This is a genomic window from Halorubrum sp. JWXQ-INN 858 (assembly GCF_009806985.1).
GTDB lineage: Archaea > Halobacteriota > Halobacteria > Halobacteriales > Haloferacaceae > Halorubrum.
Genome location: NZ_WUAX01000001.1, coordinates 26,532 through 49,943, shown reverse-complemented (window position 1 = coordinate 49,943; position 23,412 = coordinate 26,532). Strand labels below are relative to the sequence as shown.

General features: G+C 68.8%; 24 protein-coding genes and 3 tRNA genes. 18 read left to right on the top strand and 9 right to left on the bottom strand.

Annotated features, from left to right (window positions below):
• The first annotated feature begins 47 nt into the window (after positions 1-47).
• From GRS48_RS00260 to GRS48_RS00245, 4 genes are read left to right on the top strand one after another with little or no spacing between them, the layout of a single operon-like run.
• Positions 48-1,025 (top strand): ABC transporter permease, encoded by a 978-nt coding sequence (locus tag GRS48_RS00260; RefSeq protein ID WP_159482951.1) that lies wholly within the window; start codon positions 48-50, stop codon positions 1,023-1,025.
• 15 nt (positions 1,026-1,040) lie between these two features.
• Entirely contained in the window at positions 1,041-2,030 is a 990-nt protein-coding gene (locus GRS48_RS00255; protein ID WP_159482950.1) for an ABC transporter permease, read from the top strand.
• Entirely contained in the window at positions 2,031-3,068 is a 1,038-nt protein-coding gene (locus tag GRS48_RS00250; protein ID WP_159482949.1) for an ABC transporter ATP-binding protein, read from the top strand.
• Positions 3,065-4,177 (top strand): ABC transporter ATP-binding protein, encoded by a 1,113-nt coding sequence (locus tag GRS48_RS00245; RefSeq protein ID WP_159482948.1) that lies wholly within the window; start codon positions 3,065-3,067, stop codon positions 4,175-4,177. The genes GRS48_RS00250 and GRS48_RS00245 overlap by 4 nt, the downstream gene beginning before the upstream one ends.
• A gap of 128 nt (positions 4,178-4,305) precedes the next feature.
• On the opposite strand, the gene GRS48_RS00240 is transcribed toward GRS48_RS00245, so the two are convergent.
• Positions 4,306-5,826, bottom strand: coding sequence for a metallopeptidase TldD-related protein (locus GRS48_RS00240; RefSeq protein ID WP_159482947.1), 1,521 nt, complete (start codon positions 5,824-5,826; stop codon positions 4,306-4,308).
• Positions 5,827-5,947: 121 nt separating this feature from the next.
• Here GRS48_RS00240 and GRS48_RS00235 point away from each other — a divergent pair, with 121 nt between their 5' ends.
• Positions 5,948-6,142 carry a hypothetical protein gene (locus GRS48_RS00235; protein ID WP_159482946.1) on the top strand — a complete coding sequence of 65 codons (195 nt, stop codon included), beginning with the start codon at positions 5,948-5,950 and terminating at the stop codon, positions 6,140-6,142.
• Here the strand turns inward: GRS48_RS00235 and GRS48_RS00230 are convergent.
• A complete protein-coding gene (locus GRS48_RS00230) occupies positions 6,130-6,453 on the bottom strand; it encodes a hypothetical protein (RefSeq protein WP_159482945.1) in 324 nt (107 codons plus the stop codon). The two genes, GRS48_RS00235 and GRS48_RS00230, sit on opposite strands and share 13 nt — an antisense overlap.
• Positions 6,454-6,525: 72 nt before the next feature.
• Between GRS48_RS00230 and GRS48_RS00225 the strand changes: the two genes are divergently transcribed.
• From GRS48_RS00225 to GRS48_RS00210, 4 genes are all read left to right on the top strand, one after another.
• On the top strand, positions 6,526-7,848 hold the full coding sequence (locus GRS48_RS00225; protein WP_159482944.1) for a M28 family peptidase: 1,323 nt from the start codon (positions 6,526-6,528) through the stop codon (positions 7,846-7,848).
• A gap of 161 nt (positions 7,849-8,009) precedes the next feature.
• Positions 8,010-8,423, top strand: coding sequence for an Lrp/AsnC family transcriptional regulator (locus tag GRS48_RS00220; RefSeq protein ID WP_159482943.1), 414 nt, complete (start codon positions 8,010-8,012; stop codon positions 8,421-8,423).
• A 131-nt stretch (positions 8,424-8,554) separates the two neighbouring features.
• A complete protein-coding gene (idi, locus tag GRS48_RS00215) occupies positions 8,555-9,166 on the top strand; it encodes an isopentenyl-diphosphate Delta-isomerase (protein WP_159482942.1) in 612 nt (203 codons plus the stop codon).
• A 209-nt stretch (positions 9,167-9,375) separates the two neighbouring features.
• Entirely contained in the window at positions 9,376-10,131 is a 756-nt protein-coding gene (locus GRS48_RS00210; RefSeq protein ID WP_159482941.1) for a DUF2064 domain-containing protein, read from the top strand.
• 144 nt (positions 10,132-10,275) lie between these two features.
• On the opposite strand, the gene GRS48_RS00205 is transcribed toward GRS48_RS00210, so the two are convergent.
• Positions 10,276-10,482 (bottom strand): cold-shock protein, encoded by a 207-nt coding sequence (locus GRS48_RS00205; RefSeq protein WP_159482940.1) that lies wholly within the window; start codon positions 10,480-10,482, stop codon positions 10,276-10,278.
• Positions 10,483-10,797: 315 nt separating this feature from the next.
• Between GRS48_RS00205 and GRS48_RS00200 the strand changes: the two genes are divergently transcribed.
• The 3 genes from GRS48_RS00200 to GRS48_RS00190 all read left to right on the top strand — a co-directional run bounded on the left by GRS48_RS00200 (position 10,798) and on the right by GRS48_RS00190 (position 12,223).
• Positions 10,798-10,881 (top strand) — tRNA-Ser (locus tag GRS48_RS00200).
• A 213-nt stretch (positions 10,882-11,094) separates the two neighbouring features.
• Positions 11,095-11,694 (top strand): superoxide dismutase, encoded by a 600-nt coding sequence (gene sod, locus GRS48_RS00195; RefSeq protein WP_159482939.1) that lies wholly within the window; start codon positions 11,095-11,097, stop codon positions 11,692-11,694.
• Positions 11,695-11,914: 220 nt separating this feature from the next.
• Positions 11,915-12,223 (top strand): DUF5827 family protein, encoded by a 309-nt coding sequence (locus GRS48_RS00190; RefSeq protein WP_159482938.1) that lies wholly within the window; start codon positions 11,915-11,917, stop codon positions 12,221-12,223.
• Between the two features lie 113 nt (positions 12,224-12,336).
• Here the strand turns inward: GRS48_RS00190 and GRS48_RS00185 are convergent, their stop codons facing one another.
• The 3 genes from GRS48_RS00185 to GRS48_RS00175 form a co-directional block, all read right to left on the bottom strand.
• On the bottom strand, positions 12,337-12,819 hold the full coding sequence (locus tag GRS48_RS00185) for a hypothetical protein (RefSeq protein WP_159482937.1): 483 nt from the start codon (positions 12,817-12,819) through the stop codon (positions 12,337-12,339).
• Between the two features lie 100 nt (positions 12,820-12,919).
• Positions 12,920-12,990, bottom strand: a tRNA-Gly gene (locus GRS48_RS00180).
• A 253-nt stretch (positions 12,991-13,243) separates the two neighbouring features.
• Positions 13,244-13,933 (bottom strand): enoyl-CoA hydratase/isomerase family protein, encoded by a 690-nt coding sequence (locus tag GRS48_RS00175; RefSeq protein WP_159482936.1) that lies wholly within the window; start codon positions 13,931-13,933, stop codon positions 13,244-13,246.
• 59 nt (positions 13,934-13,992) lie between these two features.
• Between GRS48_RS00175 and GRS48_RS00170 the strand changes: the two genes are divergently transcribed.
• Positions 13,993-14,658 (top strand): hypothetical protein, encoded by a 666-nt coding sequence (locus tag GRS48_RS00170; protein ID WP_159482935.1) that lies wholly within the window; start codon positions 13,993-13,995, stop codon positions 14,656-14,658.
• Between the two features lie 124 nt (positions 14,659-14,782).
• A tRNA-Thr gene (locus GRS48_RS00165) sits at positions 14,783-14,854 on the top strand.
• Positions 14,855-15,037: 183 nt separating this feature from the next.
• Here the strand turns inward: GRS48_RS00165 and GRS48_RS00155 are convergent.
• Both GRS48_RS00155 and GRS48_RS00150 read right to left on the bottom strand, forming a co-directional pair.
• Positions 15,038-17,383: a catalase gene (locus GRS48_RS00155; protein WP_159482934.1), complete on the bottom strand. Its 2,346-nt coding sequence runs from the start codon at positions 17,381-17,383 to the stop codon at positions 15,038-15,040.
• Between the two features lie 153 nt (positions 17,384-17,536).
• The gene (locus GRS48_RS00150; RefSeq protein WP_159482933.1) at positions 17,537-18,439 is read right to left on the bottom strand and encodes a Vms1/Ankzf1 family peptidyl-tRNA hydrolase; all 903 of its coding nucleotides are present in this window, start codon (positions 18,437-18,439) and stop codon (positions 17,537-17,539) included.
• A gap of 218 nt (positions 18,440-18,657) precedes the next feature.
• Between GRS48_RS00150 and GRS48_RS00145 the strand changes: the two genes are divergently transcribed.
• Both GRS48_RS00145 and GRS48_RS00140 read left to right on the top strand, forming a co-directional pair.
• Complete coding sequence (locus GRS48_RS00145) at positions 18,658-19,905, top strand: TIGR00300 family protein (protein WP_159482932.1); 1,248 nt, start codon at positions 18,658-18,660, stop codon at positions 19,903-19,905.
• Between the two features lie 31 nt (positions 19,906-19,936).
• Positions 19,937-20,434: a GNAT family N-acetyltransferase gene (locus GRS48_RS00140; RefSeq protein ID WP_159482931.1), complete on the top strand. Its 498-nt coding sequence runs from the start codon at positions 19,937-19,939 to the stop codon at positions 20,432-20,434.
• 95 nt (positions 20,435-20,529) lie between these two features.
• Here the strand turns inward: GRS48_RS00140 and GRS48_RS00135 are convergent, their stop codons facing one another.
• A complete protein-coding gene (locus tag GRS48_RS00135; RefSeq protein WP_321168211.1) occupies positions 20,530-21,165 on the bottom strand; it encodes an alpha/beta hydrolase in 636 nt (211 codons plus the stop codon).
• A 124-nt stretch (positions 21,166-21,289) separates the two neighbouring features.
• Here GRS48_RS00135 and GRS48_RS00130 point away from each other — a divergent pair, with 124 nt between their 5' ends.
• Together GRS48_RS00130 and GRS48_RS00125 are read left to right on the top strand one after the other, a co-directional pair.
• Entirely contained in the window at positions 21,290-22,582 is a 1,293-nt protein-coding gene (locus tag GRS48_RS00130) for a KaiC domain-containing protein (RefSeq protein WP_159482929.1), read from the top strand.
• 218 nt (positions 22,583-22,800) lie between these two features.
• Positions 22,801-23,301 (top strand): DUF367 family protein, encoded by a 501-nt coding sequence (locus GRS48_RS00125; RefSeq protein WP_321168210.1) that lies wholly within the window; start codon positions 22,801-22,803, stop codon positions 23,299-23,301.
• The last annotated feature ends 111 nt before the right edge of the window (positions 23,302-23,412 follow it).

Sequence of the window (23,412 nt, the reverse complement as noted above, 5' to 3'; positions counted from 1 at the left end):
CGACTGACACAGGTGTACCGCCTTTCAACCGTTGACTTTCGAAACACATGGGTAAACTAGAATTCGCGATCCGTCGGGTGTTCCAGCTCGTCCTCACGCTTTGGGCAGTCGGGACCATGCTTTTCGTTATCTTCCGACTGATGCCGGGCGACCCGACGTCCTATATCCTCTCGCCGGGGATGGACGCCGAGGCTCGCCGTCAGATCGTCGAGGATTTCGGACTCAACGCACCGATGCACGAACAGTACATTTCGTTCCTGACTAACGCCGTCTTCCTCGATTTCGGTCGGTCGTTCCACACGAGTGAGCCGGTTCAGGACGTGATCTTCCGCCTGCTGCCGAACACGCTCATCCTGATGCTCGCCGCGTTCACGATGGCGTACACGGCGGGCGTGATCCTCGGGGTCTTCGTCGGCGCGAGCCGGGGAACGAAGTTCGAGAAGGGCGGTATCGTCCTCGCGCTCGTCCAGCGGAGCATGCCGACCTTCTGGGTCGGGATCCTCGTGCTGTGGGTGTTCGGCGCGTACCTCGGGGTCATCCCCATGGCGGGGATGCGTTCGCCCGGGGCCAGCCCGGACAGCTTCCTCGCGATGGTGTTCTCGCTCGACTTCTTCTGGCATCTCATCGCCCCAGCGGCGTGTCTCGCCTTCTACGCGATGGGCTATCCGCTGTTGTTGATGCGGAACAGCATGCTGGAGATCCTCGGCGAGGAGTTCATCGACGTCTGTGAGGCGAAGGGACTCAAGCGACGCACAGTGCTTTTCAAACACGCCGCACGCAACGCGTTCTTGCCGATCGTCACGGCGGCGGCGGTGTCGCTCGGCTTCGCCGTCGGCGGCTCCGTCCTCATCGAGACGGTGTTCGGGTGGCCCGGCCTCGGCCGCGAGATGGTCCGGTCGGTCATCCGACGCGACTTCCCGGTCGCGCAGGGCGCGTTCATCATGCTCGCCGGGTTCGTGATCACGATGAACTTCATCGCGGACCTGGCGTACGGCTATCTCGACCCACGGGTGACGTATGACTGAATCGGAGGCACACAGATGGGAGTGAAAGACGAACCCGGAGAATCGATCTTCAGCGACCTGGAGGAGTACGCGGACATCGGCGACGACCGCACCAAGCTACAGCGCACGTACGAACTGTGGCGCGAGACGCTCGCCGAGCAGTGGGGGCTGCTCAAGCAGGACGCGCTCGTCGTGTTCGGGATCGTCACGATCGCCTTCTTCGCGGTGATCGCGGTGATCGCGCCGCTGATCGCGCCCCACGACCCGCTGGAGCGACAGTACGGCGCCGACGGGATCCTCATCTCGCAGTGGTTCGAGCCCTTTTGGCTCGGCGGCGAGGGTGGTCACCTCCTCGGGACGACTGCGGAGGGGTACGACATCTTCAGCCAGCTGATCTTCGGGACGCGCCCCGCGCTCATCGTCGGCTTCGCGGCCGCGGTGATCACGGCGACCGTCGGGACGATGGTCGCGCTCACGGCCGGCTACTACGGCGGCCGGACCGACGACGTGTTGATGCGGATCGTCGACATCGCGTACGGTCTCCCGCTGTTGCCGACCGTGATCCTCATGGTCGCGTACCTCGGACCGAACTTCTTCAACGTCATCATCGCGGTCTGTCTGCTGCAGTGGCGCTCGTCGGCCCGGGTCATCCGGTCGCAGGTGCTCTCGCTCCGCGAGCGCCCCTTCGTCCAGTCGGCCCGCGTGGCCGGCGCGAGCGACTGGCGGATCATCTCCAGACACATCGCCCCGAACGTGCTTCCCCTGACGTTCCTGTACGCGGCGTTCGCGATCGGCTGGGGGATCCTGACCGAGGCGGGCGTCTCGTTCCTCGGGCTCGGCGACCCCAGCCAGGTGTCGTGGGGCACGATGCTACAGAGCGCCCACACGTACAACGCCATGAGCTTCGGCACGTGGTGGTGGTTCGTACCGCCGGGGATCTGTATCGCACTCGTCGTCATCAGCGGCTTCCTTATCGGCCGCGGCTACGAGGAGATCACCAACCCGAAACTCCGCAAGAGGCACTGAATGACCCTACTGGAAGTAAACGATCTACGGATTCACTACGAAACAAGCGCGGGACCCGTTCAGGCGGTCGACGGCGTCTCCTTCTCGATCGACGAGGGGGAGAACCTCGGCATCGTCGGCGAGTCCGGCTGCGGGAAGACGACGCTCGCCGACGCGATCCTCGGGATCCTCGAGGAGAACGGCTACGTCGCCGGCGGCGAGATCCGGTTCAAGGGAGAGGACCTCACCGAGCTGACCGGGGCCGAACGGCGGCGGATCATGTGGGACGAGATCTCCATGATCCCCCAGTCCGCGATGAACGCGCTCGACCCCGTCTACACGGTGCGTGAACAGATCCTGGAGTCGATCTTCACCCACCGGAAGATGTCGAAGAAGGAGGCGAACGAACGGGTCGACGAGCTGTTCGAGCTCGTCGGGCTCGACCCAGACCGCGCCGACGATTACCCCCACCAGTTCTCGGGAGGGATGCGCCAGCGTGCGATGATCGCGATGGCGCTGTCGCTCGACCCGGCGCTCATCCTCGCGGACGAGCCGACGACGGCGCTCGACGTCATCATGCAGGACCAGATCCTCAAGCGGATCTCGGCGCTGCAAGACGAGATCAACTCGTCGATGATGATCATCACCCACGACGTGAGCGTCGTCGCCGAGACGTGTGACCGCGTCGTCGTGATGTACGCGGGCAAGGTCGCCGAGGAGGGGCCGGCGTCGACCATCTTCGACAAGCCGTATCACCCGTACTCGGTCGGTCTGAAGGGCGCGTTCCCCAACATCCGGAAGCCGAACCAGGACCTCGTGAGCATCCCCGGCCACCCGCCGGAGCTCGTCGATCCGCCGACGGGCTGTCGCTTCGCGGACCGGTGTCCGCTCGCGACGGACGTCTGCTACAGCGAGGACCCGCCGGAAGTGACGGACCACGCCGACGACCTCCGGACGTTCTGTCACCACGTCGACCAGATCGACGGCGGGTTCCGCGACCGAGCGGACGAGCGCGCGACGTGGGAGGAGACGAAGGCGGCCCGTGAGGTGTCCCAATGAGTGACCGCGTCACCCTCGGCGACGACGACAGCGACGAGCCGCTGTTGCGCGTCGAGGAGATGGAGAAGTTCTTCCCGGTCGACACGGGGCTCGTCAGCGCGATCACGAACAAGCTACGCGGCGACGACCCGGACTACGTCCACGCGGTCGACGGCGTGAGCTTCGAGCTGGAGGAGGGCGAAACCCTCGGACTCGCCGGCGAGTCCGGCTGTGGGAAGACGACGACGGGGATGACCCTCGCGAAGCTGTACGAACCGACGGGCGGGACCGTCCACTACAAGGGGGAGAACGTCACCAACCTGGAGGGCCCTGAGCTGAAGGCGTTCCGACGAAGCGCCCAGATGATCTTCCAGGACCCGTTCGAGTCGCTCAACCCAAAGCGGACGGTGTACGACACGCTCGTCGAGCCGCTACAGATCCACGAGATCGGGAACAAGACCGCGCGCGTGGCGCGGTCGCTCGAGTTCGCGGGGCTGACGCCCGCCGAGAAGTTCTTCGACAGCTATCCCCACGAGCTCTCGGGCGGACAGCGACAGCGGGTCGCCATCGCGCGGGCGCTGGTGCTCGACCCCGACTTCATCGTCGCCGACGAGCCGGTGTCGATGCTCGACGTCAGCCTCCGGGCCGGCGTCCTGCAGCTGCTCGAACGGATGAACGAGGAGTACGGGCTCTCGGTCGTCTACATCAGCCACGACCTCTCGCTGCTGCGGCACATGTGCGACAAGCTCGCGATCATGTACCTCGGCCGCATCGTCGAGTACGGCCCGACCGACGAGATCATCGAGAACCCGAAACACCCGTACACGAAGGCGCTCGTCAACGCCGTCCCGGTTCCCGACCCGAACCTCGGACGCGAGCGCGTCGAGCTCCAGGGCGAGGTCGGCGACGCCGTCGACGTCCCCACCGGCTGCCGGTTCAAGGACCGGTGTCAGGAGTACATCGGCGACGTCTGTGACACGGTCTCACCGCCGTTGGAGACCAAATCTGACGTCGAAGGGGACCGCGGCATCGGCTGTCACCTCTACGAGAGCGCGGAGGGGTACGACCCCTACGCGGAGGTCCCCGGCGCGAGCGACACCGCCGACGACCCCGCAACCGCCGACGACTGAGTGCGGCTCGGGGACGCGCCCCATCGATCGCTTTCCGACCGTTTTTTAAATGACCCTGAGAGGCGTCGCCGGTGCGGCGTCGGACGACGGACGACCGTTCGCCGGTCGATCCGTTTCGTGATCTCGGTTCAGTTCGACCCGTTCGGTTCGCCGCCGCCCAGTTCGACGCCGTCCAGCCGCGTCTCCGGGGCCGTGGCCGTCAGCGGGAGGCGCGACCCGTGTTTCTCCGTGGTGCCGGTGAGCGTGTCGGTCCGGGAACCGAGAAGCGCGTCGGCGAGCGCGGTCGGGTCGACGAGGAGGTCACGTCCCTCGAAACGCGCGACACGGTCGCCGCCCGCGAGGACGACGCCGTCCTCGACCGGGAAGCGAAGGAGCTGATCGGTCGGCTCGTCGGCGAACGCGTCCGGCGTCTGTTCGGCAGCGCGCCGTGCGTACGTCCCGTACGGCGGCCGCCGACTCTCGCGTTTCGTCCGGGTGGCCTCGTTCTCGAACGTCGGCTCACCGAGGCGTGTCAGTTCGACGTCGGCCTCGTCCCGGAGCGCCGCCGTCCCGTGGGAGCCGGGCTCGACGCGGAGGTGGCGCGCGGCGATCCGCGGCGCGTCCTCCGTCGAGACGGCGCGGACGAGGTTCCCCGAGGGGGTCGCATCGAACGCGGCGGCGGTCGTCGCGTCGTGGAGCCGCCCACGGACGCGGCCGTCGGCGACCAGCCGAACGGGGCTCGTCGGGCGCGCGGCGGCGTCGTAGGCCACTGAGCCCCACGAGCCCGCGCCAACCTCGTCGACGATCGTCAGGTCGTCCGGGCCGAGGCGGTCGCCGGGCGCGAACGGGGCCGAGCCCGCGAGCGCCGTGTCCGCCTCCAGGTACCGACTGACCGCGTGGAAGACTCGCGCCGCCGCGAGCGGCCCGAGGTACGCGTCCACGGAGCCGTCCGGGGGGTCGGCGGGAGCGGCAGCGTCGCCGGCGACCGGGAGGGCCCACTGCCGCTCGGCCCGGCGACGGAGCCGTTCGATCCGACTCTGGAGCCCCTCGAGGAGCTCGTGGCCGGTACAGCTGCCGACGTGGTCGGTGACCGTCGTCTCGCCGACGAGCGTGGCGGAGACGCTCGCGCGGTCGCGGGTCGTCCGGACGGTCGATCCCGTCGTCGTCGTCGTGACGTCGACGAGGCGACCGCCTTCGTAGGTGACGCGCGCCCGTTCGAAGGTCGCGCCGTCGAGCGCGCCGGTGACCGCCGGACCGATCTCGTCGGCGACGGCGTCGGGGGTAAGCGCGTCGAGGCCGCCGTCGGAAGCGGCCCACCCGTCGTGGACGTCTCGGTGGACCGCGACCGGATCGTAGACGGCCGTGTCGTCGTTCGCGGTGTGTTTACACGTCCGGAGCGCGCGGTCGAGCACGTCGTCCATCGCGTCGGCCGTCGCGCTCGTGATCGCCCGATAGTCGGCGTGTCCGTGGGCGAACACCCGGCAGCCGAGGACGAGCCCCGACAGCGGCGTGGCCGACCTGACCGAGCCGTCGCCGGTCACCACGACACGGGCGCCCGTCCGCGTTCGGCCGCCGATCTCCGCGTACGCGACCTCCTCGCGGCGGTCGACTCGATCGGCGAAGCGATCGACCGCGTCGACGAGGGAATCGAAGTCGAAGTCGTCTGTCATGCGTGCGTGTCGCGGCCGACGGGTGTTAGCGGTGTCGTTCGCGTTGGGCGACGACCGCGGTCCGTCGTCGCCGGCCGCGACCGGGGGGACGAGTTAATACGTCTTCGACCGTTGATCACACATGACACGGAGCGTGCCGCAGCTGGCGGTGTTCGGCGGGTCCACGTTGATCCCGCTGGGCGTCCTCATGTACGCGGTCGGGGTCGAGGGGTATCTGCCGGGGAACGTGATCATCCTCGGGGGACTCGCGGTGACCGTCGGTATCGGGAGCTTCGTCCTCCTCGAGCGCCGTTCGGCCGCCGCTCACCGCCGATAGCGGCTTCGACGGTCGTTTGCGTCGGTCTCGTACCTGTCGGCGGCGATCGCGTCCTGTCGGCGACGGCGGTACTCCCAGAGGCCGCCGAGCACGAAGACGACGGCAATGCCGACCCCGGTCACGTAGTCCGCTTGGAGGTAGAAGTAGAGGAATCCCGCGACGGCCAGCAGCAGGGAGATCCCGAGCGACACCTTCGCCATCCCCTCGCCGGGTAGCGTTCGCTTCCGTCCGCGGCTCCGGTTCCGCCCGCGCGAGCGATCGTCGCCGTCGGCTCCGTCCCCCGTCTCCGACGGCGGCGGCATGTCGTTCATATCCCCCCATTATTCTCCGTCCGGGTAGCCGCTTCGGTAGGGTTTATACGTCTATACTGGAAGGTGGTACCAATGTCCGAAGACGTCGAGTGGATCGGACGGACGTTTACGTCCGACGTCGGCTGGGAACTGTTGTACGACTTAGCGGAGATCGGGAACCGGCTCGGAGCGAGCGACGGCGAACGCCGGGGTCACGAGCGCGTCGCGGAGACGTTCGAGTCGGTGGGCGTCCGCGACGTCCACGAGGAGCCGTTCGACATCCCGAAGTGGGAACGCGGCGACGCCGGCCTGTCGCTGTCGGCACCGACGGACCGGTCGTTCGACGCCATCGCGCTGCCGGGAAGCCCGGCGGGCGAGGCCTCCGGCGAGATCGTTCACCTCGGCTACGGGTTGGTCGACGACTTCGAGGGGGCCGACCTGGAGGGGAAGATCGTCGTCGCGCGCTCGGACGTGCCGAAACACCACGACCGCTGGATGCACCGGCGTGAGAAGTACTACCGCGCGTACGAGGGCGGTGCGGAGGCGTTCGTCTTCCAGAACCACGTCCCCGGCTGTCTCCCCCCGACCGGGTCGCTCGGCGGCTCCGACGAGGTGATGGGGCCGCTCCCCGCGATCGGCGTGAGCAAGGAGGCCGGCGAGCGGATCGCCATGTACGCCGGCGAGGGAACCGTGACGGGCGACGTCTCGATCGACGTCACGGTGAGCGACGGCGAGTCGCGCAACACCGTCGGGACGCTCGGCCCCGACACCGACGAGGAGGTCATCGTCTGTGCCCACGTCGACGGCCACGACATCTCCGAGGGGGCGCTCGACAACGCCTCCGGCACGGCGGTGTTGAGCGAGGTCGCCCGCGCGCTGGCCGAGCGGGAGGACGAGCTCGATCGGCGGGTCACGCTGATCGGGTTCGGCTCCGAGGAGCTCGGCCTCATCGGCTCCGAGCGCTACGCGGCGGCACACGACCTCGATGACGTCGTCGCGGTCGTCAACTGCGACGGCGCGGGGCGCGCACGCGACCTGATAGCGAAGACCTGCGGGTTCCCCGGCATGCGCGACGCCGCCGAATCCGTCGTTGGGTCGCTCAGACACCCGGTCCAGATCGTCCCCGGCGTCAACACCCACAGCGACCACTGGCCCTTCGTCCAGCGGGGCGTCCCCGGCGTCCAGATCCAATCCGACACCGGCGACGGGCGGGGCTTCGGCCACACGTTCGCCGACACGCTCGACAAGACGGACCCGCGCGCGATCCGCGAACACGGGATCCACGTGACCCGCCTGGTCGAACACCTCGCCAACGGCGACCGGATCGCGTCGCGCGACCCCGACGGGATCGCCGAGGAGCTCCGCGCGAACGACCTCGAAACCCCGATGCGCGTCGCCGGCGACTGGCCGTTCTGACCGGGACGGAGCGGTCGGTAGGCGCGATCGCCGCGCACCGTCTCCGATCCGCGTCGCGAACGGGTTGCGGATCTCGGACCGAGACACGTCGATCACGACGCGGATCGTAGCGACGCTACGATATTCGCAACCGGTAAGTCGTCGGAGCGGCATCCGTCGGTATGGACGACCTCGATCGCCGCATCCTTTCGATCCTCCGGCGGGACGCCCGGACCCCCTACACCGAGATCGCCGACCGCGTCGGCACCTCGGAGGGGACGGTCCGCAATCGCGTCGACCGGATGACCGATGAGGGTGTCATCGAGCGATTCACGGTGACGACGCGCACGGGGAACGTGAAGGCGATGATCGAGATCTCCGTGGAGATGAACGTCAACACCGCGGCGGTCGGCGATCGGATGGTCGAGTGGGAGGAGGTGGACTTCGTCTGGCAGGTGTCCGGCGAGGACGACGTGGTCCTCGTCGTCGACGCCGTCGACACCCGCGCGGTCAACGAACTGATCACGCAGGCGCGGGAGATGGACGAGGTGAAGTCGACGAAGACGCGGCTCATCCTCGACGAGCGGCTCGGCTGACCGAGCGTTCGGCACGCCGGACGGGGAGCGTCGAAGCTTCGGACCCGGAACCGCCGGACCGGCCGTCGGAACCGGACCGTCGACGGTCGCGTATCGAACGCTTATTACCCCCCGTCGACGACGTATCCCGCATGAGCACAGAGGACGCCGACGCCTCCGACGCGGACCCGTCAGGAAGCGCCGACGCAGCCGACGACGCGGTCGACCACGAGAACGCCCTCCAGGACGTCATCGCGGTCGACCCCGACGACACCGAACAGGGCACCGTCAACCGTCTCGACGCCCACACCGGCGACGGCATCCGTCACCGCGCGTTCACCTGCCTCGTCTTCGACGCCGAGGGACGGATCCTCCTCGCCCAGCGCGCCCCGACCAAGCGGCTGTGGGACGGCCACTGGGACGGCACCGTCGCCTCCCACCCGGTCGAGGGACAGTCCCAGAAGGACGCCACGAAACAGCGGCTTCAGGAGGAGCTCGGGATCGCCCCCGACCAGTACGACGGCGTCCGCGTGACGGACAAGTTCGAGTACAAACGCTACTACCCCAACGAGGGCGTCGAGTGGGAGGTCTGTGCGGTGTTGAAGGTCACCCTCGAGGACACGACGCTCGACCCCGACGACGAGGAGATCGGCGGGATGCTGTGGGTCGACTACGATCACCTCCACGAGAACCCCGCGCTGTACCGACAGCTCCGCCTCTGCCCCTGGTTCGAGATCGCGATGCGGCGCGACTTCGCGGAGTAGCCACCGACCGGTAGCCCGATCGGCGGGCCGCCGATCGACCGGCCACTGATCGAAGAGCTGCCGACCGGCCGATCGGCCACTGATCGAAGAGCTGCCGACCGGCCGATCGGCCACTGATCGAAGAGCTGCCGACCGGCCGCCGATCCGACAGCCGCGGGGCCTCGACGCGAAGCGGCGACTTCAAGGGAACCCCGACGCCACGTACCGGTATGACCATCGTCGTGCTGCTTGCGGACCCGCCCCGTGAGGGGCTCGTCGGGACGGAACTCGCCGAGTCGACTCCGCTGTCGCCCGCGGAGGCCGCCGACCTGTACGAAGCCCTCCTCCGCGACGTCGTCCTCGCGGTCGACCGCTCGGGCGGGGACCTGCTCGTCAACTACCCGGACGAGGGGGCCATCCCTGCGGCACACCGGACGGAGACGAGCCCCGAGGCGGCGCTGCGTGCGGTCGTCGCCGACACCCTCGGCGGCACCGAGGACGTTCGGTTCGAGCCGCAGGTCGGCTCGTCGTTCGACGCCCGCGCGGGCAACACCGTCACGCACCTCCTCCGCGAGGAGGGGGCCGACTCGGTCGCCGTCGTCACTCCCGCCGCCTCGCTGCTCTCGCGGCGGGTGATCGACGCCGCGGCGATGAAGCTCCGGACGAACGGCGTCGTCCTCGGGCCGTCGTCGCGGGGCCGGACCTACTACGCCGGCTTCACCGAGCCGATCGACTTCGCGGGGGCGTTCGACGCGCCGAGCGTGGCGACGCTGGCGACCCGGGGACGCGACGCCGGCCTCGACGTCGAGTTCGTCGAGTCGCTCCCGTCGGTCGAGTCCGGCGACGACCTGCTCGACGTGATCCCCCTGTTACGCGCCCGGGTCGCCGCCGAGCGGATCGTCCCCGACCACCTCGCGGCGTTCGTTTACGACCACGGGATCGACGTCGTCTTCGAGGACGGCGCGGAACGGATCGTTCGGGACTGACGGACGGTCGGAAACGACGGTCGAGCGAGCGGGTCCGCTCCGCGCGACGTGAGTGCCGGATCGCTACAGGCCTTCGGCTCCGGGGCGTGAAAATGGAAAAACAACGCGATCACCGTCGCGACGAGCGACGGGTGAACGTCGCGATTAGTTGCGGACGAGGTTCGTCGCGCGGGGTCCCTTGGGGGACGATTCGATGTCGAACTCGACTTCCTGCCCCTCCTCGAGGTCCGGGCCGCCGACGTCTTCCATGTGGAAGAACACGTCCTCGTCGTCGTCAACCGCGTCGTCGTCAGTCGTAATGAAACCGTAGCCGCCAGTGTCGTTGAAGAAATCAACCTTTCCGTTTGCCATTGCAACCGAACGTAGTGCCCTCCACGGAATAACCCTTCCGAGGGTCGAGATACCACGCCCCGTCGGAGGAACTGGAAGCTCTCGCGTCACGGAGCGAACGGTGTCAGCCGTGAGCGAGTAGGGCCGAGTGGGGTAGTCCACAACGATACTTTGAACCCGATCGCGGTTAGACATGGTTGTATCCCCTACGAGATCGGATCTGGGCCGTGACGAATCGGTTCGACCGAGCCGGAATGGAACCACGTCGTTTCGGCTTCGGTTCGGGTCGAAGGCTCGAAACCGCAAAGGGGGACGAGGATCGGAAGTCACCGTCCGGGTGGGATGGCAGAGCGGCCCATTGCGCCTGCCTTGAAAGCAGGTAGCCTCACGGCTTCCTGGGTTCGAATCCCAGTCCCACCGCGTTCCACGACGTAACCGCGGAGTAGCTACGAAGAGTTGCGCGCGCGCGGCTCATCGACGGGGGCGGAGTCGGTCGTTTTTCGGGCCGAACCGCAACACCACCGTTCGTGACTCGCCGATCCCGGTAACGGTCACGTCCAGTGTCGTGTGATATCACGACACGCATTATCTTTAACACGAATCCGACCGATCAAACGAACAGGTGATTCGTTTATGAGCCACGAACTCGATCCGCTTCCGTACGAGTACGACGCGCTGGAACCCCACATCTCCGAGCAGGTGCTCACCTGGCACCACGACACCCACCATCAGGGCTACGTCAACGGCTGGAACGCCGCCGAGGAGACCCTCGAGGCCAACCGCGAGGAGGGTGACTTCTCCTCGTCGGGCGGCGCGCTGCGGAACGTGACCCACAACGGTTCGGGCCACGTGCTCCACGACCTGTTCTGGCAGAACATGTCCGCCGAGGGCGGCGACGAGCCCGAGGGGGCGCTCGCCGACCGGATCGAGGAGGACTTCGGCTCGTACGACGCCTGGAAGGGCGAGTTCGAGGCGGCGGCCTCCGCGGCCGGCGGCTGGGCGCTCTTGGTGTACGACAGCTTCTCGAACCAGCTCCGCAACGTCGTGGTCGACAAGCACGACCAGGGCGCGCTCTGGGGCAGCCACGCGATCCTCGCGCTGGACGTCTGGGAGCACTCCTACTACCACGACTACGGCCCGGCCCGCGGCGAGTTCGTGGACAACTTCTTCGAGGTCGTCGACTGGGAGGAGCCGTCCGCGCGCTACGAGCAGGCCGTCGAGCTCTTCGAGTAAGCGAGCGTCCACTCGGACGCGTCGAACCCCGTTTTTTTGACGACGACCGCGACCACCAGCGACTGCGAGCGCCAGCGACCGCACCGACGATTGCGCAAACGATCACACCAGCGACCGCGTCAGCAACCGCACCGGCGCCGTCGCGCCCCCGATCGGTCGCGTCCAGGGGGACCGCCGTCGACCGATAGCGTTTACGGGGGTCGCCGACGTAGCGCCGGCCATGCCCGAGCCGAGATCGCGGTTCGACGAGGTCTTCCCGTGCGACTTCTACACGCCGGCGGAGCTGTTCGAGCCCGACCAGCTGTACACGGTCCCCGAGATCGCCCGCCTGCTCCAGGGACTCGACCCGGACGCTCCCGTCGACGACGGAACGGAGGCGGTGCTCATCGACTGGGCGGTGCCGTGGGTGTTGGTCAACGGCGACGACCTCGTGATCGCCGAGCCGCTCGAGGAGAACGGACCGGGGTACTACGGGGTCGCGGAGCACGCGCTCGACGCTGCGGGGGAAGAAGACGGCGACGAGGAGTGAGCGGGGACGGTCGGCGCGCGGGGGTGGGTAGCGCAGCGAGCGGCCGATGTGCTGGTACGTGAGGCCGATCAGTGTGTGAACGGCCGGGATGCTGGTGTGTCGAACGACCTGTCTCAGGCGTTTCGCTCGGAGTAGCGCGCGAGCGCGGATTCGATCGACCCGACCTGCGTGGTGACACGCGAGTCGGCGACCCGCATGAGCCCCGGCGTGTACGTGTCGGCGTAGTCGAAGATACGGTTGACGCCGCGCTTGGGGACCGAGACGGGGGTGAACGACTCGACGGTGTAGATCCGCGTCGCGGGGAACGCGGTCCAGAACGTCCCGCTGACCCAGCGGTCGGCGTCCTCGAACGTCGTCCCGACGCGTCCCGTCCCCACGTACTCGTCGTCGTGGTAGAACAGGAGCAGGTCGTCGGCCGACATCTGGTCGAAGGTCGAGCCGGTGCCGCTGTCGTCGGCGACGGCCCACAGGCGCGCCTCGTCGTCGTCGGCCAGCGGCTCCGGGCGGTCCGCGTAGTCGGTCAGGTCGACCGGGGAGCGGACGGTTCGATCGAAGTTCTCGGGGTCGACGGGGATCAGGAAGACGTTCTCGCTCATGTCACGTTTCTTTCGTCGGCAACCCTTTAAAGGCGTCCGTTGCCAGTTCCGTCGGTCATCGCGGACTCGCGTCGCTTCGGGAGTGGGCGTCGAAGAACAGTGCACCGGCCGAGATTTGAACTCGGGTTGCAACCATGGCAAGGTTGCGTGATACCACTACACTACCGGTGCGCTTCCTGCATTCGTTCCTCTTTCGGAGAGACACTTAAACCTGTCACATTCGGCCGACCACGACGCCGTCGCCTCGCCGTCACCCTGCCGTTCTCTCGCCACCACCCTGCCGTCGATCCGCCGTCGTCCTTCCGTTCTCTCGTCATCACCCCGCCGCCGATCCGCTGTCGTCCTGCCGTTCCCTCGTCATCACCCTGCCGTCGCTCCGCTGTCGTCCTGCCGTCGCTCCGCCGTCGACCGTCCTTCTCGACGCTCAAGCGTCGTCGTCATCGCGTTCCTGACGGGCCCGAACCAGGTCGGCGAACGCGTCGGCTTCGGCGGCCTCCTGGCTCCGCACAGCGCCACGGTCGCGGACCCGTCGCTTGATCGTTCGGAGGGCGGCGGCGTCCCCCGCGGCGATCGCGTCGGCGACCCCACGCGGGTCGTCGACCACCCGCGAGACGAGCCCGGTCCGAAGCGCGGCGTCGGCGTCCAACACGCGACCGGAGAGCGCGAAATCCAGCGCGTCCCCCTCGCGCATCACTCGTGGGAGCCGAACCGTCCCGCCCCACGCGCCGAACAGCCCGAGCGCGACCCCGGGCTCGCCGAACGTCGCTTCGGGGGTCGCCACCCGGACGTCCGCGGCGAGCGCCAGTTCGACGCCCCCGCCGCGGGCCGCGCCGTCGACGCCGCAGACGACGACGGCGTCCGCCGACTCGATCGCCGACGCCACGCGTTGGCCGTGGCGCGCGAAGCCGGCGGGGTCCGACAGCGAGGCGACGACGTCGAGGTCGGCCCCCGCACAGAAGGCGTCGCCGGCTCCGCGGAGGTAGATCACGGGTTCGCGCGCGGCGTCGATCGCCGACTCGAGCGCGGTCAGCTCGCGGGGCCGGAGGGCGTTCCGTCGGTCGGGACGGTCGATGGTGACGACACGGACGTCGCCGTCGCCGCGGGTGCGGATCATGCGCTCCGATGGGCGTCGTTTCCAAAGGTCTTTGCCCCTGCCGCCGCTACCGAACGATAATGGACGATGCCGCGCGGGCGCGTGAGGCCGCACGCGGGGCGCTCGTGGACATCGACCCCGAGCGGCTCCGCGTCACCATCGACGACCGCCTCGTCGACGCGGCGGTGACGCCCGGTGTCCTCTCGCTCGTCACCGCCCGCGCTCTCGACCCGGACGTGGACCTCGACGACGTCGTCGATCGGGCCGCCGGGGTACAGCTCATTTATGAGGGGCTTCGGCTCACCCGCCGACTCGCCCACGAGGAGCCGTGGGCGACCGCCGCGACCCACGAGGCCGACATCGACGCCGACATGGAGGTCCTCGCCGCGGACGTACTCGTCTCGCGGGGGTTCTCGCTGCTCGCACACACGGACGCCGCCGCCGCCGCGGTCGAGGTCGTCCGCGCGTTCGGCCGCGACCAGACGCTCCGCGACCGCGACGGGACCACCTCCGACGACGCCGCCGCGCTCGACCGGAACCTCGAGATCGACGCGCTCGAGCTCGCCGTCGTCGCCGGCACGACCGCCGTCGGCGGCGATCCGCCCGCCGAGCTGTTGACGTACGCCCGCGAGCTCGCCGCCGACTACGACGGGGAGTTTCCGCCGCCGGGACGGGCCCTGCCCGAGACGGCCGGCGACCGTATCGCCGACATCTCCGAGCGCGCCGTGAGCGCGACGGACCGATGAGCGGGCGGTGCTCCCGGCGGCGGCCTCCCGGACATCCCCGTCCCGTCGCCGCCGTGCGGATCGCTAGCGGTGTCGCCCCGGATCGAAACCCCTAAAGTCGACTCCGGTCAACGAACGACTGCGCGCCTGGGTAGCTTAGCGGTAAAGCGCGTCCTTGGTAAGGACGAGACCCCGGGTTCAAATCCCGGCCTAGGCTTGCCACGTTTTCAGGCCTGTTATCCCCGTTCTGCGTCTTCCTCGAGACGGAGGGATCGAACCCAAGAACGGCCTGTTCCACCACAGGAACACCTCTCCGCGACACCGCCTCCACCGGCGCCACCGACGCCGACACCGCCTCCGCCGCCATTACCTACGCCGACACCGCCTCCGCCGCCATTACCTACGCCGACACCCCTTCCGGGTCCCGCTCCCAGTGCCGATGCGCAGCGATGGCGTCGACGAACGCCGCCGCGAACTCGTCGAGGTCACCCCCGCGGCCGGTGACGACGCCCAGGTCGCTGACGGTTCCCTCGTTTTCGGCGGTCTCCACGTCGGGCAACCCGATCGATTCCAGGAGATCGACGCCCTCGCCGAGCGCCGCGATCGGCTTCTTGTGTGTGAACGCCTCGGCGACGAAGTGCTTGGCCGCCCCCTGCTCCAGAAGGGACTCCGCGTGTCGACCGCCGCCGGGGACGAACACGGCGTCGTACAGCACCGATTCGGTGGTGGCGTACGTCTCGTCGGTCGCCGCCGCGTCGCCGCCCGCGCTCTCCCTGTCGCCGAGGGCGGTCGAGACGGCGTCCACGCGGGCACCCTGATCCGACAGCTCCGACCGGACGGCCTCGAACCCCTCGTGGTCGTAGCCGTCCTCGAGCAGGACCGCGACTGTCCGCGTCTCGATGGTGTCGGCCGTCCGGTTGGCCATGCTCAGCGAGGGGTCGGTCCGGTCGTGTGTCGGCATCAGGTCGCCGGGCTCGGCCGGCGGCTCGACGCCGATGCCCTCCGCGACCCGTTTGGCGAACTCGTGATCGACGTTGTTGAAGAGGTCGTACACCGTGCGCTCGCGGATCTCCATCCGCTTGACCTTCCCGAGCTCGAAGCGTGCGGCGTCGACGATGTTCTGCCGCTCGTGGTCGGCCATGGAGTTCCAGAACAGCCGGGCCTGCGTGAAGTGGTCGTCGAAGCTATCGCTGCGCTCGCGGGTCTTCTCGCCGGAGACCGTCTCCGCGAAGTGGGCGTAGCCGCCCTCCTCCTCGGACGCCTCACGGGGGTGGTCGTCGGCGATGGAGTTGGGCTTGTAGGCCACCGGCCCCTCGTTGATCTCGTGGCGCATGAAGCCGTCACGCTGGTTGTTGTGTCGCTCGGCGAGGGGGCGATTGATGGGGAGCTCGTCCCAGTTGGCGCTGTTGAACCGGTTGATCTGGGTGTCCTGATACGAGAAGAGCCGTCCCTGTAACAGCGGGTCGTTCGTGACGTCGATGCCCGACACCACGTTTCCGGGGTGGAACGCCACCTGTTCGACCTCCGCGAAGAAGTTGTCGGGCGTCCCGTTGAGCACCATTCGGCCGATGGGTCTGACGGGCACCTCGGTCTCGGGGACGAGCTTCGTCGGATCGAGCACGTCGAAATCGAACGCGTCGGCGTCGGCTTCGTCGAAGACCTGGACGCCGAGTTCGTACTCCGGCTCGTACCCCGCCTCGATCACGTCGTAGAGGTCGGCCCGATTGAAGTCCGGGTTCTTCCCCGCGATCTCCTGAGCCTCGTCCCAGACGAGCTGGTGCGTCCCGAGCGTCGGGGTCCAGTGGAACTTGACGAACGTCGCCTCCCCGGCGTCGTTCACGAGCCGGAAGGTGTGGACGCCGAACCCCTGCATCATCCGGTACGCGCGGGGGAGCGCCCGACCGGACAGCACCCACATGAGCGTGTGCGTGGTCTCGGGTTTGAGGGAGGCGAAGTCCCAGAACGTGTCGTGGGCGGCCGCCGCCTGCGGCGTCCCCGTGTCCGGCTCGGGTTTGATGGCGTGGACGAGGTCCGGGAACTCGATGGCGTCCTGAATGAAGAACACCGGCATGTTGTTGCCCACGAGGTCCCAGTTCCCCTCCTCGGTGTAGAACTTCGTCGCGAAGCCACGCACGTCGCGGACGGTGTCCGCCGATCCCCGGAAGCCGACGACCGTCGAGAACCGAACGAACACCGGCGTCCGTGTGTTCGGGTCCTGGAAGAGGCCGGCCTTCGTCAGCTCGGAGACGTCGTCGTACCCGCCGAGGTCGGGGTCCTCGTACGGCTCGAAGTACCCGTGAGCGCCCGTTCCGCGCGCGTGGACGACCCGTTCCGGGATGCGCTCGTGGTCGAACTGCGTCATCTTCTCCCGGAAGTGGAAGTCCTCCATCACCGTCGGCCCGCGCTGGCCGGCTTTCAGGGAGTCCTCCGTGTCGGTGAGCGGGATGCCGTGGTCGGTGGTCAGCTTCTCACCGGCGGAGTCCTCCCGAGCCCCGTCGAGTTGGCGCTGCTTGCGCTCCTCGTCGACGTCCCCCTCCGCTCCGCTGGTCCCCTCACGTCCGGCTTCGCTCTCGGACGCATTCTCGTCGGCCGCATCCTTATCTGCGGTATTCTCATCGGCTGCATCCTCATCGGCCGTATTCTCATCGGCCGCACCCTCACCGGCCGTCTCCTCCTCCCCACGCTCGGCTCCCTCGGGTCGGTCGTCGTGCTGTTCCCCGCCGTCGCTGCTGGATTCGTCTCCCATCTGTCGAACGCCCTGAAGCGATGTGGTTCCCGTCTCGGTACGCCCCGGACGTGCTACCGTTTGCCCTGAACGGAATAAGCGTATATACGGGATTGTACGCGTTTTGTTGCGGCTTACCGTCCACGCGCCGGGATCTCCTCGCCGAGCGCCCGCTCAGATCGCGTGGATCCGGGCCGTCCAGAAGTCGCGGAACGCGTCGTCGAGGGCCTCGGTCGGCGCGCCCGTCGCGTCGGAGACGGCGGTGTGGTCGGCGTGTTCGCGGACGTCGCCGAGGACGCTCCGCTCCCCGACGACGATCGTTCGATCGACGTCGTCGGCGACCGCCGCGAGGGCCGCCTGCACCTCGCCGAGGTGGTCGTCGATCTGCCCCTCGCGGCGGCGCTCGAAGCGCCCCTGCGAGAAGCCGCCCTTGGAGTGGGCCCCCATCACGTCGGCGGTGAACCCCTCGAAGGCGACGCGCTCGTCGTCCGCGTACGTCCCGAGCGCGAACGTGTCCGAGCGGACGAGCGCGAACGCGAAGCGGCCGGTCGGCAGGAACCACTCGTTCGGCAGCCGGAACCGGTCGTCCCATCGGTCGAACGGTGCGGGGGGGAGTGCGGGCGTGATCGCGGCGCTCACGGCCTCCGTGTCGTCGACGACGACGACCGCGGGCGCGGCCCGCCTGACGAGCCGGCTCCGGTCGCCGAGCCGGTCGGCGATCGACGCGGGGACCGCGTCCGCGCCCGGGACGAACGCGGTGAGCAACCCCTCGGGGTCGTCGCTCGCCACCCCGCGGAGGCGACCGAGCACGTCCCGGAGCCGGTCGCCGCGGGCGTCGCTCACGCGGCGGAACTCGACGGTCTCCTCGTGGCCGGTCGCGCGTTCGAGGCGGTCCTCCAGCGACTCCAGGCGGTCCTCCAGCCGGTTCACCCGCTCCTCGGCGTCCTGGCGGTCGGCGACGGCGTCCGAGCGCCGCTCGGCCTCCGCGTCGGCCCGCCGTTCGAGGTGGTGGTTCGCCTCCTCGAGCTCCTCGATCCGCTCTTTGAGCTCGGCGCGGCCGAGCAGCCGGTCGATCATACGGGTAGACGGCGTTCCGTCTTTTTAAATGGTGGCGTCGGGCGGACGGCGGGTGAACGACGGACGGATGGCGGGCGGACGACAGACGGACGGCGGGCGGACGGCAGGCAGGCGGATGGTGGGCGGACGACAGACTGACCGGAGGCGGATGGCGAGCAGACGGCGGGCGTCGCTCGGCGAGGGGAAACCGGTTTCCCCCCGCCCGGTCACGTGGGTGTATGAACCACTCGCGCACCGTCGAGCTCGAGGGCCACATCATCGACAGCGGAACGATGCAGCGCGCGTTCGGCGCGGTGATGGACCTCGGCGGCTCCTTCGAGGTCGCGCAGTTCGACGTCGGCGTCCACGAGGACGAGGTGTCGTACTGCCGGATGACCGTGTTCGCCGACGACCCGGGGACGCTACAGGCGATCCTCCACGAGCTCCACCAGAACGGGGCGGTCCTGGAGAACCCGTCCGACGTCGACCTCGTCCCCGCGCCCGCCGACAACGTCGTCCCGCACGGCTTCTACTCGACGACCAACCACCCGACCGAGGTGTTGTACGAGGGGACGTGGATCGACGTCGAGCGGATCGAGATGGACTGCGCGCTGGTCGTCGACCCGACCGGCGGATCCGACGGCGGCCCCCGGGCGTACACGAAGGTGCTCAACGCGGTCGAGGCGGGCGACCTCGTCGCGACCGACGAGTCGGGGATCCGTGTGAAACCGCCCGAGCGCCCGCGGAGCGGCGGCGGCGCGTTCGGGTTCATGCAGGGCGGCGTCTCCTCGGAGCGCCCGTCGGAGTCGACGATCCGCGAGGTCGCCGCGGCGATCCGCGAGGTGAAGGCGGACGGCGGCAACGTGATGGTCGTCGCCGGGCCGGCGGTGATCCACTCGGGGGCGGGCGACGCGCTCGCGGACCTCGTCGCGGCCGGCTACGTCGACGCGCTCTCCGCGGGCAACGGCTTCGCGACCCACGACCTCGAGCGCGCCGTGTACGGGACGTCGCTCGGGATGGACGTCGAGACGCTCGAACACTCGCGGAAGGGACACAAACACCACATCTGGACGATCTCCGAGATCATCCGGGCCGGCGGGATCGAGGCGGCGGTCGCGGACGGCATGATCTCCGAGGGCGTGATGTACCAGTGCGTCGAGAACGACGTCCCGTACGTCCTCGCGGGGTCGATCCGCGACGACGGGCCGCTGCCCGACACGATCACGGACGCCGTCGAGGCGCAGGACGCCATCCGGGAGCAGGCACACGAGGCGGACGTCGTGCTCATGCTCGCGACGCTGCTTCACTCCGTCGCGGTCGGGAACTGCCTCCCGTCGACGACGAAGACCGTCTGCGTCGACATCAACCCGGCGACGGTCACCCAGCTGCTCGATCGGGGCTCCGCACAGGCGGTCGGGATGGTCACCGACATCGGCACGTTCGTCCCGACGCTCGCCGAGTTCGTCCTCGACGACGGGGAAGCGTAACCGCTACTTCGCGGGCCGTCGGACGTGGCGTATGGAGACACGACCGTACGACCCGGCGACGGACGCCGACGGACTGTACGACTGTAAGCTCGCGTTCGAGCGCGGGCTCGGAGCGGGAACCGGCGGCGACGCCAAGGCCGAGACGTACGAGGGGAAGCTCACCGACGCCTACCGCGAGCGATGGCTCGCGTGGGTGGACCGGTGTGTCGACGGCGACGAGCGCTGCGTGACGGTGGCGATCGATGGCGGGGCGGTCGTCGGCTACGTCTTCTGTCTCCCGGAGCGGCTCGCGATGATCTGGGACGCGGCGGTGATAAACGAGGTGTACGTCGCTCCCGACCACCGCGGGACGGGCGTGGCCGACGACCTGATGGACGCCGCCCTCGCGCTGGCGGTCGACCAGGACCTCCCGCTCGACCGGATCCTCCTCGACGTCGACCCGGACAACGGCCGCGCGCGAGCCTTTTATAACCGACACGGCTTCGAGCCGTGGGGCGAGCTGATCGCGCGCGACCTCGGCGACGACTGACGCGGGCGGATCACCCCCCGTCCCTCTCCTCCCACCTTATCCTCCCGTCCCCCTCCTCCCACCTTATCCTCCCGTCTCTCTCACCTGTCCGTTTTTCAGTCCCCGCCCTCGTTTCCGTCCCGGAGCCGCGGGGCGAGGAAGCCGACCGCCTCGGCGGCGACGTCGCCCGCGCGCCCGACGAAGAAGTGGTCCGCCTCGATCCCGACCGTTTCGACGCCCCGCTCGCGGGCTCGTTCGACGACCGGCCGCCAGTCCGCGGTCGTATCGCGGGTGCCGTAGACGACGCGGGCGGGGACGCGGAGCCGGTCGAGCGCGTCGACCGCGTCGGCGTCGGGATTCAGCCGGGCGGCCGGGGCCAGCGAGCAGACGGCCGCCAACTCCGGGCGGATCGCCGCCGTCACCAGCGCCACGCAGCCGCCGAAGGAGAAGCCGAACAGCCCGACCCGGTCGTACCGTTCGAGCGCCCAGCCGACCGCGTTGTCGGCGTCCGTACACTCCCCGTAGCCGTCGTCCCACGGACCGTAGTCGAACCGGAGACAGTCGATGCCGCGGTCGACGAGCGCGTCGCTCACCGCGACGAGCCGCTCGTCGCCGCGGTGGCCGCGCTGCTGTGGGTGTGGCGGGCAGGCGACGACGACCGCGTCGGCGTCGACGCCTCCCGTTTCGGTTCGCGCGCGGTCGAGCGTCGCCCGCACGTCGCGCCCGCCGGGGACGAGAACGGTCTCGTTCACGGGAGGACCAACGCTATCGACCGGCAAAAGGGGTCGGGTGTGGCCGCCGTCGCGGCCTGGAAAGGTTCAAGCCGTCGGCCCGCCTTGCCCGCGACATGACGACCCCGCAGGGTCGCCGGGAACGATGACCGACGGCGACGACGACTGGTTCGAGCGAGCGCTCCGCGAGCTCGACGAGGAGGACGGGAAGAACGAGGACGCGGCCGGGAGCGACCGCGATGGCGGCTCCGAAGACCGGGGCCCGGACGCCCCCGTTCCCGCGGAGAGCGACACGGCCGTCGAGGACGACACCCGCGATCCGGATCCGGAACCGGATCCGTTCGGCGGGGTCCGACACGGCGGCGACCCGGACGCCGACGATCGGACCGGAAACGATCGGACCGGAAACGATCGGACCGGAAACGATCGGGCCGACGACGAGACGGCCGACGACGACTCGGACCGGTCCGATCGAGGGCCGACCGACGCGGATCCCTCCGGGACGACGAGGAACGCCGCCGATACGGACGATCCGTTCGGTGGTGGACGCGCCGGTGAAGGCGAGGACCCGTTCGGTGGTGGACGCGCCGGTGAAGGCGAGGACCCGTTCGGTGGTGGGGGCGCTACCGAGGGGGAGGACCCGTTCGGGGGAGACGGCGACGGCTTCGGGTTCGCCGACTTCGACGGCCCCGTTGACGACCCGCCCGTGGGGTTCGACGAGGAGGCGGAGTTCGAATCGGACATCGAGCGGATCGACGTCGGGATCGCGGGGCTCGACGAGATGATCCTCGGCGGCGTTCCGACCAGTTCGTTGCTGTCGGTCATCGGCTCGGCGGGGACGGGGAAGACGACGTTCGGGCTGCAGTTCCTCAACGAGGGGGCGCAGTCGGGCGAGAAGGCGGTGTACATCTCCTTGGAACAGAGTCGGGAATCGATGATCGAAACCGCCGAGGAGAAGGGGTGGCCCTTCCGGGAGTACGTGTCGGACGGCCGGATCGCGGTCCTCGAGCTGGACCCGATCGAGATGGCGAACTCGCTGTCGTCGATCCGTAACGACCTCGTCCGGCTCATCACGGACTTCGGCGCGGAGCGGCTCGTGCTCGACTCCGTCTCGCTGCTGGAGATGATGTACGACCATCCCTCGAAGCGCCGCTCGGAAGTGTTCGACTTCACCCGATCGCTCAAGCAGTCCGGGGTGACGACGCTGTTGACCTCGGAGGCCAGCGAGGAGAACGCGTACGCCTCCAGACACGGGATCGTCGAGTACCTCACCGACGCTGTGTTCGTGTTACAGTACGTCCGGCCGTCGGACTTCCGCGAGACGCGACTCGCCATCGAGATCCAGAAGATCCGCGACGCGAACCACTCCCGCGAGACCAAGCCGTACGAGATCACCGACACCGGGATCTCGGTGTACCGACAGGCGAACATCTTTTAAGGGATCGAGGAGCGTCCCTTCTCGCTTTTAAACACCGGACCGGTGCGCGATCCAACGGACGGATCGACGCCTGGACGGGTCGACGCCTCGACCGCCGTTCGTCGCTTGCGTCGGGGCGTGTTATCGCCTTTGTCGTGGCCCTCCCTTCCGATCCACCTATTTAAGCACCCCGTCGGCCCCTCCGAGCCACCTATAAGCGAGTCCGGCCAACGACCGGCGTGGACCTTCACGTCCGGTACGAGGGCGACGACGACCCCGCCAAGTGTACGGCCCGCAAGCTCGCCCGGTTCGACCTCGCGACGCTGCACCGTTCGGACCGGGCGACGCCGTACGGCGTCGTGTTGAACCCGCACGCCGAGCGAGCGCTGTCGCCCGCGGACGCCGACGTCGCGCGCGAGGGGGCGCTCGTCGCGTTGGACTGCTCGTGGGAGTCGGCGGGCGAGAAGCGGTTCTCGCTGCCGGGCGAGCACCGCGCGCTTCCGTACCTCGTCGCCGGCAACCCCGTGAACTTCGGCCGGCCGATGCGGCTGACGACCGTCGAGGCGTTCGCGGCCGCGCTCGTGATCCTCGGCGAGCCCGAACACGCCGAGCGGGTCATGGCGAAGTTCACCTGGGGGGAGACGTTCCTCGAACTCAACGAGGAGCCGCTCCGGCGGTACGCCGCCTGCGAGGACTCCGCCGAGGTGGTCGCGGTGCAGGGCGAGTACCTCGACCGCTGACGGGGCGGGTCGGCTTCCGCACCCGGAACCGGCGAGTGTCCGCCGTCCCGAACCGGTGGACATCCATCGTCCCGAACCGAACTGACGAGTGTCCACCGCCGCTAACCGGTG

What these genes read in the sequence shown, in the direction of transcription:
- GRS48_RS00260 (WP_159482951.1), top strand. Translation starts at nt 48, where the DNA reads ATGGGTAAACTAGAATTCGCGATCCGTCGGGTGTTCCAGCTCGTCCTC.
- GRS48_RS00255 (WP_159482950.1), top strand. Translation starts at nt 1,041, where the DNA reads ATGGGAGTGAAAGACGAACCCGGAGAATCGATCTTCAGCGACCTGGAG.
- GRS48_RS00250 (WP_159482949.1), top strand. Translation starts at nt 2,031, where the DNA reads ATGACCCTACTGGAAGTAAACGATCTACGGATTCACTACGAAACAAGC.
- GRS48_RS00245 (WP_159482948.1), top strand. Translation starts at nt 3,065, where the DNA reads ATGAGTGACCGCGTCACCCTCGGCGACGACGACAGCGACGAGCCGCTG.
- GRS48_RS00240 (WP_159482947.1), bottom strand. Translation starts at nt 5,826, where the DNA reads ATGACAGACGACTTCGACTTCGATTCCCTCGTCGACGCGGTCGATCGC.
- GRS48_RS00235 (WP_159482946.1), top strand. Translation starts at nt 5,948, where the DNA reads ATGACACGGAGCGTGCCGCAGCTGGCGGTGTTCGGCGGGTCCACGTTG.
- GRS48_RS00230 (WP_159482945.1), bottom strand. Translation starts at nt 6,453, where the DNA reads ATGAACGACATGCCGCCGCCGTCGGAGACGGGGGACGGAGCCGACGGC.
- GRS48_RS00225 (WP_159482944.1), top strand. Translation starts at nt 6,526, where the DNA reads ATGTCCGAAGACGTCGAGTGGATCGGACGGACGTTTACGTCCGACGTC.
- GRS48_RS00220 (WP_159482943.1), top strand. Translation starts at nt 8,010, where the DNA reads ATGGACGACCTCGATCGCCGCATCCTTTCGATCCTCCGGCGGGACGCC.
- idi (WP_159482942.1), top strand. Translation starts at nt 8,555, where the DNA reads ATGAGCACAGAGGACGCCGACGCCTCCGACGCGGACCCGTCAGGAAGC.
- GRS48_RS00210 (WP_159482941.1), top strand. Translation starts at nt 9,376, where the DNA reads ATGACCATCGTCGTGCTGCTTGCGGACCCGCCCCGTGAGGGGCTCGTC.
- GRS48_RS00205 (WP_159482940.1), bottom strand. Translation starts at nt 10,482, where the DNA reads ATGGCAAACGGAAAGGTTGATTTCTTCAACGACACTGGCGGCTACGGT.
- sod (WP_159482939.1), top strand. Translation starts at nt 11,095, where the DNA reads ATGAGCCACGAACTCGATCCGCTTCCGTACGAGTACGACGCGCTGGAA.
- GRS48_RS00190 (WP_159482938.1), top strand. Translation starts at nt 11,915, where the DNA reads ATGCCCGAGCCGAGATCGCGGTTCGACGAGGTCTTCCCGTGCGACTTC.
- GRS48_RS00185 (WP_159482937.1), bottom strand. Translation starts at nt 12,819, where the DNA reads ATGAGCGAGAACGTCTTCCTGATCCCCGTCGACCCCGAGAACTTCGAT.
- GRS48_RS00175 (WP_159482936.1), bottom strand. Translation starts at nt 13,933, where the DNA reads ATGATCCGCACCCGCGGCGACGGCGACGTCCGTGTCGTCACCATCGAC.
- GRS48_RS00170 (WP_159482935.1), top strand. Translation starts at nt 13,993, where the DNA reads ATGGACGATGCCGCGCGGGCGCGTGAGGCCGCACGCGGGGCGCTCGTG.
- GRS48_RS00155 (WP_159482934.1), bottom strand. Translation starts at nt 17,383, where the DNA reads ATGGGAGACGAATCCAGCAGCGACGGCGGGGAACAGCACGACGACCGA.
- GRS48_RS00150 (WP_159482933.1), bottom strand. Translation starts at nt 18,439, where the DNA reads ATGATCGACCGGCTGCTCGGCCGCGCCGAGCTCAAAGAGCGGATCGAG.
- GRS48_RS00145 (WP_159482932.1), top strand. Translation starts at nt 18,658, where the DNA reads ATGAACCACTCGCGCACCGTCGAGCTCGAGGGCCACATCATCGACAGC.
- GRS48_RS00140 (WP_159482931.1), top strand. Translation starts at nt 19,937, where the DNA reads ATGGAGACACGACCGTACGACCCGGCGACGGACGCCGACGGACTGTAC.
- GRS48_RS00130 (WP_159482929.1), top strand. Translation starts at nt 21,290, where the DNA reads ATGACCGACGGCGACGACGACTGGTTCGAGCGAGCGCTCCGCGAGCTC.